Raw genomic sequence first — 15,593 nt, forward strand, 5'->3', positions numbered from 1 at the left:
AAATGGCAGCCTAAAGCTTTGTCAAAGAACAATTGTATTTGGTTATTCTGTTGATCCTCTTTCCAGTTTTTCCCTTTCCGAATGGTAGTGAAACATTTCTAACTTTAGACTCATTTGTCAAGATTGCGAAGCACCGTAGGCTTGATCTTGACAAATGAGGATAAAGTTGTACCTTTTGCTACCATTCGGAAAGGGAATATTCTTCATCTTCTATTCTTTCATTTTTTCATGTAACTTTTGACACTACCAAAAATTCAATTGTTGGGCGTAATATAATGAAGCGTGCGTTCTAAAAGCGTTCTGAAATGCGTTCTAAAAAATAGATGCTTTTTCCCTTCTCCCCGATATTCTGTTTGAATCCAAAATTCAACAAACAAAAACATGCTCTCTATTGGGCAAAAAAGTCATTGCAGAACAATATTTACCCCAACCTCAAAGAAAGGAGAATAGCCGTGCTTTCAAAGCAGGTGTGCTGGAGGCACTAGGTACAAATCTGATTTTTTACACTACGCCAAGTGAGCCTGACGTACGGATTCCGGCAGAGCTTCGGCCAGTCCAGACCTAAGGATTGTATTCATCACAGAATCTACTTCTTATCATTCAAAGCTCAAACGATTAAAAGGGCCAGAATTTAATGAGAGAATTACAGAGAATGGAATTCCCTGGTAAAGATCAAATTTTTAAGGGCCGCTTGTTCCACTGGTTTTAGATCATCCATTGCCCAGTTCAGTGTATCTTCAAATATTTTCTGCGAGGCTTCCCTTTGATGCGTCATTTTTAAGAGAGTTCTTAAATCCTGGGCAGAAAGCAGGGCATCTGTTCTGGCGCATTGTCTCCGTGCAATTTGAATGGACCGGTTCAGCGCCTTTTTTGCCTCTTCCAGCTTAGCCTGTTTCATTTTCAAATAAACCGCGCTTTTCATGCGTAGTACAATCGACTGAGCCCAGCATTCACCGGTTTGTTTCATACTGTTTCGCGCTTCTTTAATCAAAGCTAATCCCTGATCTGCAGCATCTACTTCTGTTAAAGCTAAGGCAATAAGGCTGCGATAATACGCACATCCTACTTCGGAGCCCGTCGCTCTAAAGCTGGACAGGCCTTCCCTCATGGTGTGAATGCCCTGTTGAATTTCCCCAAACTTGAAACGTGCCCAGCCCAATAAAATCTGACTTTGTGTGGGAAAATAGGGAAAATTAAACGCTTTTAAAAACTGAATGGACCTATTCGCCTGCTCGAATGTAGAATGAGGATCATTTTTAAGGTTTTGTAGCCAGGCAAACCAGTGTAAGGCATAGGCTTTGCTGAAGGGATGATCGAGTTCTTCTGCCAGATCAATGGCTTCTTCACTGTTTTTTTGGGCTTGTTCTAACAAACCCAAGTGCCACAAAACCAGGGCCAATCAAATCTTACAGATGATTAGAGGATGTTGCGCATAATTCCTGAGATGGGCCATACTGTTTTCTTCCTGGTAACACTGAATGGCCTGCAACAAATGTTCGCGTGCTTTAACAAAAACGCCCTGCCAATGGTAGGTAACTCCCAAAACGTAGTGCGCTTCAACGTTGAGTAATAAATCTTTTTTCGTTTGTCCCAGGCGGTACATTTGCCGGCCTAACTCCAGAGCACTGGTAAGCTGGCCATTAACCAATCTCCCAATTGACATCATGCGCAATAAAGGGGCGGAAGGGCTAATCTTTAATTGTTGCGTGAGCCCGAGCACTCGCTCCGTCAATTCCTGTACTTCCTTTGAGCCATATCCATACTCCGGTACCAAAACGGTACCAAGGAGGCCACACAGGTTTAACTCTTCCCTGGCCTGTTCAGGCTGTTTAAAAGATCGGTTTACCAGGCGTAAAGCGTCGCGGAAATGCTGTTCGGCCTGTTGATTGGCGAAAATTTGTTTGGCCATGTCTCCGGCTTTAGTGTAATACATGATCGCCTTAGCATCGTTTTGCGCAGCTTACCAGTGTCGGGCCAGCCTGATACTATACTCCTGCAGATTGTCGGCATGGCACATTTCAATAGCTTCTGCCACCTGCCGATTCAAAAAGGCCCAATGCGTTGCACTAAGACCGGCATAGACCACTTCGCGTATCTTTTCATGCTGAAAACAATAAATCAGCGGTTCTTGCTCTTCAATCAGTTTTCGCCTGCATAGTTCATCCAGATTATCGATCAATTCCTGTTCCTGTTGCAAACATGCGCTCTGTAAAATCGGATAGCTAAACTTGCGTTCTATGACGGCGGCTAATTCCAACAATTTTCTTGTCGATTCAGGTAAGGAAACAAGACGCATCTGGATCACTGCCTGGATGCTTTGCGGCAGAGGCAGCTCTTTGATTTGCTCGGTTTGCAAGGCCTCATTTTTAGACCATTTTTCCAAAAAACACTGAACCGTTTCTACGATAAAAAAAGGATTGCCTTCGGTACTCTGTGAAAAAGTGGTAATCCAGTCTGGATCTAATTACCGGTTCACCAGATATTGAATGAGTTGCCTGGTCTCCTCAAAACTGAGTGTCGTTAATTCTAATTCTAAAAAGAAATCTGTTTTCCTCAATTCAATGATGAGTGACATCAACGTATTATTTTCGTGAAGTGCGCCGGATCGGATGGTGGCCAAAATAGTCACACAATTTGTTTTTTCTAATCTCCATAGCAAGTAATGAAGCCATTCCAGGGTCTCAATATCTGCCCATTGCAGATCATCTAAAAACAATAAAACTGGGCCAGAAATCTGATTAATAGCCTGAATCAGGGCGTGGAATAACTGTTGTTTTTGCCAGCTTGCAGTCATTGGTTCCATTTTCTGCTTTGTTTGATCGTTGCCCTTCAGCTCAGGCAGTAATCGCACCAATTCTTTCTGCCATACCGTTTCCAGATTTTGTATATTTTTAAAAATACTGGAAGTACGTAATAATTCTACCACCGGAGCAAAAGCTAAATTTCCTGCATGGGCGTAGCAAGCGGCTGTGGCTGTTGTAAAGCCCTGGCTTCCCATCATGTTTATGACTTCTTGAGACAGACGGGTTTTACCAATTCCCGTCTCTCCACAAATAAATATCACTTTATTCTGCGTTGCATCAGAATTTTCTATGAAATCAAAAATTTCTGTCTTTTCTGTGTGACGCCCTACCAATGGCATGTCACCTTTCTTTGGTGCAGAGTCCTTCCAATGACTCGTCTCCTGATTTTTCAGACGGTCATATAGTTCTTTCATTTTTAGGGAAGGTTTGGCGTCTAATTCTGAATTTAACATCTTTTCACAACGCCTATAGTTTTTTATGGCGGAAAGCTGGTCATTGTTTAAGGCGTTTAATTTCATTAACTGGTAATACACCTCTTCATCCAGATCATCTAATCGGAGCAACCATTCTGCATAATAAATAGCCTTCTCATAATTGGACCGACGTTCAAAATGAGCCATCAACTCTTCAAGCGCCAATTTCAATTTTGCGCGATATTCATCTCTGTATTCCTCGATCCACTTATCATAAAAATCATTTAGCAAATCCCCTTTATACATTTCTACAGCTTTTTGCCAGGTACATAAAGCTTCATTCAATTCATTATTTTCCTCTTGAACTTTTGCCTTTAAGACAAGTGTATTAAATTCCAGAACATCCACAAACACATGCACGCCGGCCTTCCATTTCAAAAAGGGAGTATTTATTTGCAAAAAGTGTTCAATTTGCGGGAATGATTTTCGTAGATGGTGCAATAATTGTCTTAAATTAGTCCTCGCCTGTTTTTTACTGGTTTCCGGCCAAAATAGCGAAGAAATGCGTTGACGCAAAATAGTTTCATCCCTATTCAAAGCCAGGTATGCCAGTAACAATTGCTCCCTGGGGGCATTTGGCTGCCGGAATTTTGATTACCTGTTTGTATCCGAAACGATCCCAATAAAGAGATATCTAGAACTTTAATAACAATTCCCCTAATCGATCCAATGGCAAGAACTGGATAATTGCTTTTGAGGCACTCTATGATTAAACTGACAAAAAATGTTTCTGGGCAAAAGCTGACATTATCCTTTCGTTAAAACGCAATAATTATGTAATTATTTCAATAACTTCCTGATTTGAACATCTCTTCCTTATTTTCAGGGATATTTTGCCTTGCAGGGAGGGACACAACCAAAGCTCCCCTCCTGGGAGAGGTTGGGGGTGGGTTTGCTTACAGATCGAAAAATAAAATAAGCCTGAACAGAAACGCGGCTCCATTCAGGCCTGGGATGTTTTCAAATCATTATTTTAAAACAATCAGCTTTTTGACCAGTGTACGATTCTTAAATTTCAAGCGGTACAGATAGACTCCACTGGCCAGCTTATCTGCACGCAGCTTTACTTTGTATGTTCCGGGCTGCTGACGTGCGTTTACCAGTTCTGCTACTTTTTGTCCTAGTACATTGAACAAAGCCAGTTCCACGTCTCCATTTTCTGGTAATTGATAAACAATGGTAGTAATTGGGTTAAAGGGATTTGGGAAATTTTGCCGGAGTGTCAGCTTTTGGGGGATCAGGTTCACGGTGTTTTCATCCTCCAGGGCCGTGATGATCATATCGTACTGGGCCTCATCAAAATAGAGCTCCCCTTCCGAATAGCCGCCTTTTAACTGTTTTACCAGCACACTATGAAAATTAAAATCCCCACTACCGCTGATGGAATCCAGAGGCACCATAACCATCTTCCAGCCGGCCCAGTTAATGGTGTCCTGCCAGACCACCAGATTTTTCTCGGCGCCATGATCAAAGATCAGCTGCAACAGGTTTCGGCTAAAATCGCCGTACACCCAGATGCCAAACAAAGAATCGGCCGAAGCTGGAATTTTTCTGCCCTCTTCATTAAATAGATGACAAACACCACCAGAATCAGCCACGAATTTGTATTCCAGTTTTCCGCTGTAAAGACCGTTTATTTTTTTGGTTCGTGTAACCTCAAACTGTGTTGCATCGGGATCTGTGCCAACCGTACCGGCCACATTATCCGGATCGAGCCATCCGAAATTGGTTTCAAAATCGTCTACGAGTTGCCCGTTGTAATAGGTTTTGGGGACCGTTCGGAAGCTGAACTGTAAGGTATCGGGCACGGGCAATTCATCCATGTCTTTCATACCCGGAAATAGTCGTAAGTAGTAACGAGTGTTCTTTTCCAATTCCGATCGCGGTTCAAAGACCAGAACGCCACGTCCCTCTTTTTCAAACACATCAAGGCCGCGCATGGCCACAGGTGTGCCGTTAGAATCGGCTAACTGAATGTTTCCAAAAACCGAATACTTATTTGGTACACCATTAAAAATTATGTAAATCTCGGGAAGCGTACTCACATCGCTCGCCCCATCTTTAGGGAAAAATTTGAGCGGAAGCAATTCATTGCGATAACGGGTCATAAACGTAAATTGTAAAGCTGAATCCAATTTCACACCATAGAAATTTTCTGCCTGCAGGCCCAGAGAAACCGTGTAGCGCGTCTTTCGTTGCAAGCTGGAATCGGGCACAAAGCTAAAGCCAGTTAAATCTTCTTCCCATTCAAAATGGCCATTGGTCGGAGGATCGATGGAAAAGGCCGCTTCCGTAGCTTCTTTGCGCATGGGAAAGTCAAAAGCGATGTAAATGGCGCTTTGAATTCGGACACTATCGATGGTCGGGCCAAAGGCAACTACCTGGGGTTTAACATGCTGGGCAGCCGTTTTAAAGCTAAAGGAATAGGGCTCAGCCAGATGCCTTCCACTCTGATTCATGGCCGAGGTATCGATATATACCTGGTAGCTGGTGTTGCGGGCTAAGGTATCGTACAAAGAAAAGACCAATTTCATGTCATCATTCTGCCAATCAAAATAACCATGGGCCGCCGGATTGATGGAGAAGGCTGCTTCTGTGCTCTCATGTTCCATAGGCTGGCTGAACTGAATTTCAATGGGGGCATGGGTTAACACCAGCGAATCCTGATCTGCCGGGACATGTTTGTACACTTCGGGCGCTTTATTAGTTGTTTTTACTAAAAAGCCATTGGCATAGGATGTTTTATTGGCGCTCACCGTCACTTGCACGGTATCGGGCAAATAATCGCCGGCATCCATAACCACAGTGTAAGTCCCGGGCGCCACATTTTCGAACATGAAAAAGCCGTTGTTGTGTTCATCGGTCACATACACGCGATTCTCTTCCAGCAATCGGACACGCGCAAAATTAAGGGCTTTCTTTTTATCATTGGGTAGGCCTGAATTGTAATTGTAACTGTAAGAGACATTCTCTGTTTTGGAACGCACAATACCAGCCACCACGCCGTCCGGCAAACTTTGCAAACCAAAATATTTAATGAAAGAACGCAAAATGACAATGGATTCATGCTTGCGATAATCGATACTCATCAATCGGAAAGAATTGGGCAGATAATCATGAAACGATCCTTCGGAGAGTGTGCCCGGCATGTTCAGGTAACGCAATACGCCAAGCCCACTGGTGCCCCACTGCGGATAAAAACTCCAGTCCCCGCGGTTATTTTCCCAGGAATAGGGCCAGTAGGTCCATTGCCGATCGGCTTTATTCATTTCATTGAACATAATGCTGCCCATACGTTTGGCATCCGGAAAAACCGGATTGTCATCATATCCACGGAATAATAAAAGCGGATAATTTGATTTGGCATCGTAGGCATTACTATGAATGGAATGGAAATAATCCACATTATGGGCGTTGGCATCCTCATCGATCTGAGAAAGAGGTAAATCGTCTTCGTCGCGATTTTGCGTTCGACTGATAAAGACGGTGGCATTGTGCTTTTTTAACAATTCCATTAAGTACAGGCCTTTGGTCAAATTGCCCTCTGATTCCCAGAAACCCGTTTCAGGAATGTAACGGTCATTGGCCGGATCATGGCCCCCGTGTCCGGGATTAATGTAAATCTTAATACCAGTAAAGTCCTGCGCCAATAGGATTGAAGCCGTTAAAAGAATTAAAAAGAGCTGTTTTATCATTTCCGTTCTCCATTATTTCTGCTTTAAAGCCGCTAAAAATAGTTGTCCTTTCAGAGAAGAAAAAACGAGCTTAGAAATGTCAGCGCCCCAATGGGGGTACATTTCTATGATATCGTCTGTTGCCGTGACCTGAATTTTGTGTCGGCCATCCGCCGAAGCAATGAAAATCTCCGAATCGGTGTATTGATGTCCATCATCATGATCTACCATGTAAGCGATCCATTTACCATCCGGAGACCAGACAGGCGCATTGGCATAGCCGATGCGGGCCAGAATTTCTCCGTTCAAATCACAAACATAGGTGGCATCTCCGGCAAAGGTAAAGACCAACCGGCTGCCATCTGGCGAGAGACGCGGCCAGAGGTAAATACCATCTCCCAGGGGCTTTAATGCTCTTTTGGCTCCTCCTTCCACCAGAATTATCGTTCTGTTCTGGATGAACACAGCCTTTTCAACCGCATTCTGCGCTTTATTGATTTGAGGAAGAACAGCCCTGGCCACAGGTTGATTGTTTTTCAGGTACACCACGTTGGCATTGACCAGGCGCGGCGGACTTAATTCACGCTGATCTTTCTCCAGAATGACCACCGATTTGTCTTTGAGATTCTGTACTTTTAAAGCGTAAAATTTTCGGCCTTTCTGAAAATCGAATGGCCGATAGGCCACCAACTGCCCGTCCTGTGAAATCTGATATTCATAACCGGCGCCGATGTCCGTGTTCAGCGTCTCGATGTTGGCCGATTTAAGATCGAGCATAAACAAACCGACAAATTTCGGGCCTGTAAAAATCACCTTTTCACCATCGGGCGTTATTTTTGGAAAAAAGAAAGCCCCTTGTTGCGGAGTGGTCAACGTTTCTATTTTTTCAACTTTCAGAGTATTTTGCGCCAGAAGTGAAACCATCCAGCTCAAGGTAAAAATACTAATCCATTTCACACGTTTCATTGCGTTTCCTCTTATTTAATGAGAATCATTTTTCTGCTTTGTACAAAATTTCCGGCCTGCAAGCGGTAAATGTACACACCGGCTGCCAGATCCTGTGCATTAAATGTTATTCGATGCCGTCCGGCCTGTTGTTCCCGATTAACCAGAGTGCGCACCTTTTGCCCCAGGACATTGTAAATGGTCAGGGTAACCTGTTCAGCACGCGGCAAAACATATTCGATGTTCGTTGTCGGGTTAAATGGATTGGGATAATTTTGTTTTAATTCGAACGCTTTTGGGACGGCAAACAGATCGGCCAGATAGGTAGAAGTGATGGTTCGGAACATAAAGGTTTCCGACCAATCGCTCTCACCATAGTCATTGATGGCTTTGACGCGCCAGTAATACCATTTTCTTGAAAAGGGTTCCAAATTGTGAACGTTCACAAAGGTGTCGCTCACCACGGTATCCAGGGTCATCAATTCCTGCACAAATGTGGAAGCCTGCGAAAGCTGAAGGCGGTAGCTGGTGGCCACATCGTTTTTGTACCAGCTTAGGACCGTGTCTAAAGGCACATCGCTTTCGCCATCCGAAGGGCTGGCCAGAAGCGGGGGCAAAGGAAAGGCCGTGGTAAACTGGAACGCTTCCGAAAAATCACTTTGACCGGCAGGATTTTGGGCAGCCAGATGCCAGTAATATTGGGTCTGGCCTTGCAGGTTACTGATGATTAAAGAATCGTTGACCAGGGCATCGGCCTGATACACTACCTGCTGAAACATACTGTCCAGGGCAATTTCCAGATAGAAGGACGAAGCTCCGTTACTGATTCCCCAGTTGAACAGAATCGTGTCCGGTTGAAATTGGTCGCCATTCAGGGGATAGGCCAATAGAGGCCGTTCGGGCGGCACCATGCGCACCAGCGGGCTCAATGTACTTTCATTATTGTTACGATCCAGAGCGGTTAGGGCAAAGTACAGTTCTGGTTTGGTTTCTGTGCCGGCTTCCGGTATGTACTCGCGACCGCCGATCAGGCGGTAAATATCCGCGCTCTCTTCCGGCGCCTGATTGTCGCCAGGGGGGTGTTCTAATTTGTAAATGACAAAACGCACCACACTGTCTGCACCGCTGGCCGGCGTTGTTTGCCATTGAAAGCGAAACACTTCGTCGCTGGCCGGTTGACTGAATTCGAAAGCAATGGGCGCTTCAGGGGCGGTTACGTCTTTCCAGTCCATTACCGGCGGCAAAGCCGGAAAGCGGTAATAATCATTTTTAACCTTATAGGCAAAATCCAGTGTGTTGTAGCCAAAATGCTTGGCGCTAAAATAGACATCACCCTGCGCCTTGTTGTTTTTTCGCACTAAATTCAACTGATTGGGCAATTCATAAACAGAAAAGCTGCTGCCGAAAATGTGGCCCGGGTACAGGTGCCGTCCCCTGGCAGCCAGTTGATCGGCCCACCAGGTCAGTAATTTGCTAAAATCCTGATTGCCGCCAATTTTCCAATACATTTGAGGCGTTAAATAATCCATGGAACCGTCATCTAACCAGGCCAACGGATCACAGTAAATCACGCTGTAGGCATCCATGCCAATAATGCCGGACGGTACGCCATTTTTGTAGATGCCAAAAGGACTTACGCCAAATTTAACCCACGGTTTAACGGCCTGAATGCTGTCGTGCACCATTTTCATCAAAAGATTGATGTTCTCGCGCCGCCAATCGTTGATATTGTTATCCGAGGCATCGCCATGTTTGTAGGTTTTGTACGTCTGGTAATCTTTATTGGTATTGGAAATTTGATTGGGCGGGTAAGGGTAAAAGTAGTCGTCAAAGTGTACGCCGTCCACATCGTACCGATTGACCACGTCCATGATGACATTGGTAATGTATTGTCGAACCTCAGGAATGCCGGGATTTAAAATACGCAGCTTAGAATCCGTTTCTGTGAAACTTAAGATCCACTCTGGATGTTGCTTTACCACATGATTGGAGGCCAGGGAATAGGCGCCAATCGTTTTTTCAGCGCGGAAAGGATTGAACCAGGCGTGCAGCTCCATGCCCCGTTTATGGGCCTCTTCGATGGCAAACTGTAAAGGGTCGTAATAAGGATCCGGCGCCCGACCCTGTCGGCCGGTCAGCCAATAGGACCATGGTTCGTAATTGGATTGGTACAGGGCGTCACATTCCGGCCTGATTTGCAAAATTACGGCGTTAAGGCCGCTCTCCTGTAGTTCATCCAGCATGGCCATCAAATCATTTTTTTGTTTGGTAGGGCTTTGTCCTGTTCCAGTAGGCCAATCGATATTAGCTACCGAGGCGATCCAGGCTGCCCTGAATTCGCGTTTTGGGGGCGTGCTTAAACCAAACACACACTGGAAGAGTAAAACCACAGCTAAACTCATAAGGGCTAAATATTTCAAAAATACGCTCCTGTTCTTTGATTGTTTAAATAGATCTACTATTAATAGCAATTTACAGCTCTTTTTAAATTTTTCATTGCACTGGCTCACAAAGATTTTCTGCTTCAATCCTTTTTACAACGATTCAAGGAGAAAATCTTCATATGAAGTAAAAGAACGGAATGATATTAAAAAGGCATCCCGCCTTGGCGGGATGCCTGAATAACTAAGGCCGATAAATTCGAATTGTTATTTCAGCAAGGTCATCTTCTTGCTCAATTTCACATCACCAGCTTTCAGCATGTAAATGTACACACCAGAAGCCAGGTTAGAAGCATCAAAAGTCACCGTTTTGTAACCGGCACTCAGGTTTTCATTAACCAGAGTAACTACCTTCTGGCCCAGCATATTGTAAACGGTCAATTCTACTTTTTCTGCCTTTGGCAGATAGAATTTAATGTTCGTAACCGGGTTGAAGGGGTTCGGGTAGTTCTGTTCCAGCTTGTAGCCAGAAACCACCTTATTGTCTCTTTCGATGGCCGTCGGAATATCGATCTCATATTTGTAAACCACGCCGCCATTCCAGTTCGCTACGTAGCAGGTTCTGCCATCACTGGCCAGAGAAGCGCCACGCGGACCGGTGTAACCACTTGCACCCGGATCTGGCATCCAGACATACCCGTAGGTCATATTATCAAAGTTCAACATCACAAGCGCATTGTCTAACTGATCGGGCCCGCCGCCACCATAGCTGTTATCCTGGGATACCCAGAATGTCTGATCGCCGCCAAAACGATCCAGAGTCACCGATTGCGTGGTCAGCATCGGAGCGCCCTGGTTGTCTTTGTAAATACTGTCCACAACCGGATAATTCACAAAATCCGTTGTTTCGTAAACATACAATTTGTGCACACCGGCATCCAGATTACCAGGGATGATCTTGGTACCATCTGCGCTGACCTCCATACCGCGGGCATATCCACCGGCCAGCGGATCCAGGGTAATGGCCTGCGTAAATTCAAATGTGGTAGGATCAATGACATTGACCGGCGTAACGCCAACAACATAACCAATATAGATGTAGCCTTCATTATCCACAGCTGGTTTTAACGGCGATTTTGATCCACCAGCATTCGGCGGAATATAGGCGTAATCCAGTACAGAACCATCGGTCGGGTTCAATTTAACTACAATGCCGGTTTGGGCATAAATGATATTTCCATCTGGATCTTTAGCCAGACCACGGCACCAGGCCAGATAAACCGTTGTGTCATTGCCCGATGGGGCTTTGATCATGATGGAGTCCACACGGAATTGCTCAACGCCATCCGGATTGTAAACCACCACAGCATCAGCGCCCCAGCTACCAACCCAGACATTATCGTTGTTATCTACAACAACACCGTGATTAGCGCCAAGTGTATCGCCAAACGTTCCATGATAGGTGTAATTGATTTCCACTTTTTGCCAGGGGCCAACTTCTACCGTGCCATTGTAATCCAGTACTACAATCGGCATCGGGCCTTCGCCAAACAGGCCGCCAGCCGGTACACTGGAGGTGTAAAGCACTTCCAGGCTCGGTTCGTCATCTACGTTAGCCAGGCCCAAAATGCCCCAACGTCCGCCATCGGCATAGTTGGAATCAATCACTTCTACAGTCCAGTTAGCCGGATCATCAACCTGATCCTGGGCGCCCTGATACTCAACGCGGAAAATGGCTGCATTCGGGGTAGCGCTACGTGAACCGAATACATAATCCAGTTTCCCATCCAGATCGATATCGCCAATTGCGCCGCCATAAACGCCGTAGCTGCTCATCCATGGAGAAAGATCAACGACTTTGCTACCAACCAGTGAATCGCCATCAGCATCGTAGTGATAGACCCAGATGCCATGGCCGCCTTCAACAGTAGTGTACCAGGTGCCGACCAGAATTTCTTCTTCGGCATTGCCGTCAATATCCACCACCTGCGCGCTCTTCCAGGAACCTGCGCCCTTTAATACAGACGTTTGCGGTGTGAGTAATTCCCACTGCGAGGTTTCGCTGTTCCAGCGTACACGATCGCAGCGCGTTTCATCAAACAGGTAAATGGTGTTTCCTAAAACAGCCAGATCCCATTTGTTCTCAGCGCCGGTTAAACCGAGGTCCAATCCATTGGCTTCAACGGTCCAGGTTTCAGAACCGTCGCCATTGTCCGGAATATTATCCACAGACATAACGCCAAAATACCAGCCACTGGATGAGGCCTTACGATCAGCGAAAATGAGTTCCTGCTGTCCGTCATCGTCAATGTCTTTAAGTACAAAACGGAAAGGACGCAAGTTTACATTGTCTTCGGTGGTGATGGTAGATGTAGAATTGGGCAGATAGTTGCCGCTTCCATCAGGCACACCCATCACATCGGTGCCGTCGCCTGCAGATTCATAGACCAGTAGACGCGGAGGATTGGGATTGTTGGTTGCATCCGTCCAGTTTACTGGACCGATGAAGATTTCACCTTTACCGTCGCCGTCAATATCGCCATAGGTCATTGCCGGCCAGGTGTTTTGTTTCCATACATCATAAGTTGCTTTCCAAACCACTTCCCATGCCGTACCGTTAAATTCGTACTTGTAAACGCGAACCAGCATTTCATTGTCGGCATCGTTCCAGTTGTGGTTTACGACAAACACATCCGTGCGTCCGTCACCATCAAAATCCATCCCGGTGACCATATTTCCCAGACCACCGGTATTCAGGTCCGCATCCGGAACGGGAATTTCTTTGTTCGGATCGCGAGTAAAGTCCTGAGCAAATAGATTGCCCAAAACCATGAACATAGTAAAAATTACTACAAATGCGACTTTAGTAAGTTTGCCACTCATAAAGCCCTCCTCAAAATAGATTGAACTTTAGTTAACTTTTCTTTGGATTTTACTCTTTGTTCTTCGTTTATAACACCCCCTTTCTTGATTTACCTTGTAGTTTTTAAAGAATTATTGTCTTCCAAAATACGGCGCACCTGTTTTACCAACATCAATACGTAGAATGTTAGAGTCGCTTTCGCCATAGTTGGTTTGCGCAGCAAAAATGATATTGCCGAACCAGGATAGAGAAAGAAGCTTTGGTTTAATCAAGCCTGGATATTGCACATCGTACGTTCTGGTTGTCATATCGTAGATGACCAAAGGATCCGGACTCATATCGGTTGCCAGGTACATCTTGCCATCGGCCGAAAACGTAATCCCTTTAATATCGACCAGGCTGCCATCCTCTTTAGTCAACCAGCTATCTGTAGCAGCATCCAGAATGACCTCCTCAGCTCCCAGGCTGCCATCGGCATTAAGCGCGTAACGCCAGACTTTTTCTTCTTTTTTAGCCAGATTTTGCCCGGCAAGATAGATGTAGGTCGTCCCGCCTTCTTCATAAACACGAACCGATTGCAGGAATAGGGAAAAAGTACCCAGAGATTCCTGGGATTGATCCGGTTTCACTTTAACCAGTTCTGTTTGAGCCGCCACCCACAAATTACCATCCTGATCAAAATCAATATCAAATGGAGCGCGCCTTAAACTGACATAGGTCTCCTGCAGACTGCTGTCTGCCAGGTCGATGGTGGCCACTTCTTTTATGCGGCCTAAAGAGTACGCCACATAGAGTTTGTTGTTAGGCCCAACCTTCATGGCATTGGCCTTTAAATAGGGCGTGTTATCGACCCAAATGGATGGCTCGCCATCTTTATTAATCTTTAAGATCTGGCCAAATGGAGGATTGGTTTCCACCTTGGTAGAAGCATAGACATTACCCCGGGCATCAACCGCCACCGCATAGGCAATATGCTTTTGCTTAAAGTCGTCCATACGCCCAAACGTGGTGTCCACTGCAGCCTTTAACTTGTAATAGACCGGTTCGCTGAACTTATCCGAACCGCGCACGGCGATTTTTACCTTAATCGAATCCCCGATATAAGCAGGCGAAGCAATGGTAATTTTGGTATCGGTCATATCCAGAATATCGGCCATCACCTTATCAAAATACAGCTGGTTGTATTCTTCGTACGGTTCTTTGGGCATAAAATATTTTCCAAACACGTCAATGGTTCCCACGCCGGCATAGGCACTGTCTGGTGGATCAAGACGTTCAATAACTGGTTGAGGCCCGCTCACATAGTTAGGGTCGTACAAACTGGGCTCAGGTTCTTTTTTGCAACCAGCAAACATTATAAAAATCAACACACTCAACGAAAGCAGAGTTATTGAAACATTTTTCATCCTAAACTCCCTTAATGAAATTTGTTTCTTGTTACCAGGAAAACTTTAACGAAAAACGCTGTACGTTATTAAAAACGCCAAACGGCACGTACGCGTAATCAAATGAAAATTTGTAAAGATTTAAACCAATGCCATACGTCAGGTTCCGTTCGTCCACATTGGAATAATACCCCAGACGCAAAGCAAACATTTTCTTGAAATGGTATTCCAGACCGGTTTTAACGTATTCCGGATACGAACGGGGATGCACGGCATCCACTGTAAGCAAAAGATTTTGTAAAGCGGCCATACGCATTGTTTCCGGCAATAATTGCATGACATGCGCAGAAAATCCAATACTGAAGACCAGCGGCAATTGAAACTCTTCTTGCGAAAATTTTATCTCCTGTGAAAAATTACGTACAGACATTCCAAAAACCAGGCTGCGAAAGCCAGTCCGATAAAAAGTTCCAAAATCAAAAGCCAGCACCGAAGCTTCCTGCTCGGAAGTTTGGACTTCTGAAGACGAAACCGAATAGCCGTCGATTACCGGCCCAAGATATTGAGAGGCATATTTCATCTGGGCTCCGATGCTAAATTTATCGGTAAGCGCTTTGGCATATCCAAGACCAATACTGAAGGCATAGGGATTGATGATACCGGTTTCCAGAAAACCCTGTTCATTATTGGCCACAATCGTTCCTTCCACATCGCCATAATCGACCATTAACAAAGAGAGACCAATAACCCCAAATTGTCCACTGGACGGTTTAAAAGCTACGCTCAAAGCATTGTGCTGAATCCCCGCAATCCACTTATTTTGCGTAATGGCCAGGTCAAAATGGGGAGCCATACTGGCCATCATGGCCGGATTATCCCACAAGGCCGAAGAATTGTTCTCAACGGTGGTCATGGCATTGGCCAGGGCCGCCGATCTGGCATCGGGGATAACACTTAAGAACTGAAAACCAGTCTGAGCTAACTTTTTCTGGGCCCAGATTGGTTGAATCAAAGAAACAACAAAAATTAATGCGATTATCTTCTTCACATTCATCTCTTCCTCACACG

General features: G+C 45.2%; 10 protein-coding genes. All 10 read right to left on the reverse strand.

Annotation, left to right across the window (positions count from 1 at the left end):
• Positions 1-643: 643 nt before the first annotated feature.
• Positions 644-1,372: a hypothetical protein gene (locus ACWB0I_RS02620; protein WP_479386479.1), complete on the reverse strand. Its 729-nt coding sequence runs from the start codon at positions 1,370-1,372 to the stop codon at positions 644-646.
• Positions 1,373-1,399: 27 nt separating this feature from the next.
• Positions 1,400-1,933 (reverse strand): hypothetical protein, encoded by a 534-nt coding sequence (locus ACWB0I_RS02625; RefSeq protein WP_479386480.1) that lies wholly within the window; start codon positions 1,931-1,933, stop codon positions 1,400-1,402.
• 27 nt (positions 1,934-1,960) lie between these two features.
• Positions 1,961-2,383, reverse strand: coding sequence for a hypothetical protein (locus ACWB0I_RS02630; RefSeq protein WP_479386481.1), 423 nt, complete (start codon positions 2,381-2,383; stop codon positions 1,961-1,963).
• An 81-nt stretch (positions 2,384-2,464) separates the two neighbouring features.
• Positions 2,465-3,793 (reverse strand): AAA family ATPase, encoded by a 1,329-nt coding sequence (locus ACWB0I_RS02635; RefSeq protein ID WP_479386482.1) that lies wholly within the window; start codon positions 3,791-3,793, stop codon positions 2,465-2,467.
• A 452-nt stretch (positions 3,794-4,245) separates the two neighbouring features.
• Positions 4,246-6,972 carry an Ig-like domain-containing protein gene (locus tag ACWB0I_RS02640; RefSeq protein ID WP_479386483.1) on the reverse strand — a complete coding sequence of 909 codons (2,727 nt, stop codon included), beginning with the start codon at positions 6,970-6,972 and terminating at the stop codon, positions 4,246-4,248.
• 12 nt (positions 6,973-6,984) lie between these two features.
• Positions 6,985-7,917 (reverse strand): hypothetical protein, encoded by a 933-nt coding sequence (locus ACWB0I_RS02645; RefSeq protein WP_479386484.1) that lies wholly within the window; start codon positions 7,915-7,917, stop codon positions 6,985-6,987.
• 11 nt (positions 7,918-7,928) lie between these two features.
• The gene (locus ACWB0I_RS02650; RefSeq protein ID WP_479386485.1) at positions 7,929-10,316 is read right to left on the reverse strand and encodes a family 10 glycosylhydrolase; all 2,388 of its coding nucleotides are present in this window, start codon (positions 10,314-10,316) and stop codon (positions 7,929-7,931) included.
• A gap of 228 nt (positions 10,317-10,544) precedes the next feature.
• Complete coding sequence (locus ACWB0I_RS02655) at positions 10,545-13,160, reverse strand: FG-GAP-like repeat-containing protein (protein WP_479386486.1); 2,616 nt, start codon at positions 13,158-13,160, stop codon at positions 10,545-10,547.
• Positions 13,161-13,271: 111 nt separating this feature from the next.
• On the reverse strand, positions 13,272-14,546 hold the full coding sequence (locus tag ACWB0I_RS02660) for an SMP-30/gluconolactonase/LRE family protein (protein ID WP_479386487.1): 1,275 nt from the start codon (positions 14,544-14,546) through the stop codon (positions 13,272-13,274).
• Positions 14,547-14,577: 31 nt separating this feature from the next.
• Complete coding sequence (locus ACWB0I_RS02665) at positions 14,578-15,573, reverse strand: PorV/PorQ family protein (protein ID WP_479386488.1); 996 nt, start codon at positions 15,571-15,573, stop codon at positions 14,578-14,580.
• Between the last annotated feature and the right edge of the window lie 20 nt (positions 15,574-15,593).

The organism is Caldithrix sp., assembly GCF_056497305.1.

Bases quoted from the DNA above. Each gene is read 5' to 3' on its own strand.
- ACWB0I_RS02625 (WP_479386480.1), bottom strand. From the start codon at position 1,933: ATGTATTACACTAAAGCCGGAGACATGGCCAAACAAATTTTCGCCAAT.
- ACWB0I_RS02640 (WP_479386483.1), bottom strand. From the start codon at position 6,972: ATGATAAAACAGCTCTTTTTAATTCTTTTAACGGCTTCAATCCTATTG.
- ACWB0I_RS02645 (WP_479386484.1), bottom strand. From the start codon at position 7,917: ATGAAACGTGTGAAATGGATTAGTATTTTTACCTTGAGCTGGATGGTT.
- ACWB0I_RS02655 (WP_479386486.1), bottom strand. From the start codon at position 13,160: ATGAGTGGCAAACTTACTAAAGTCGCATTTGTAGTAATTTTTACTATG.
- ACWB0I_RS02660 (WP_479386487.1), bottom strand. From the start codon at position 14,546: ATGAAAAATGTTTCAATAACTCTGCTTTCGTTGAGTGTGTTGATTTTT.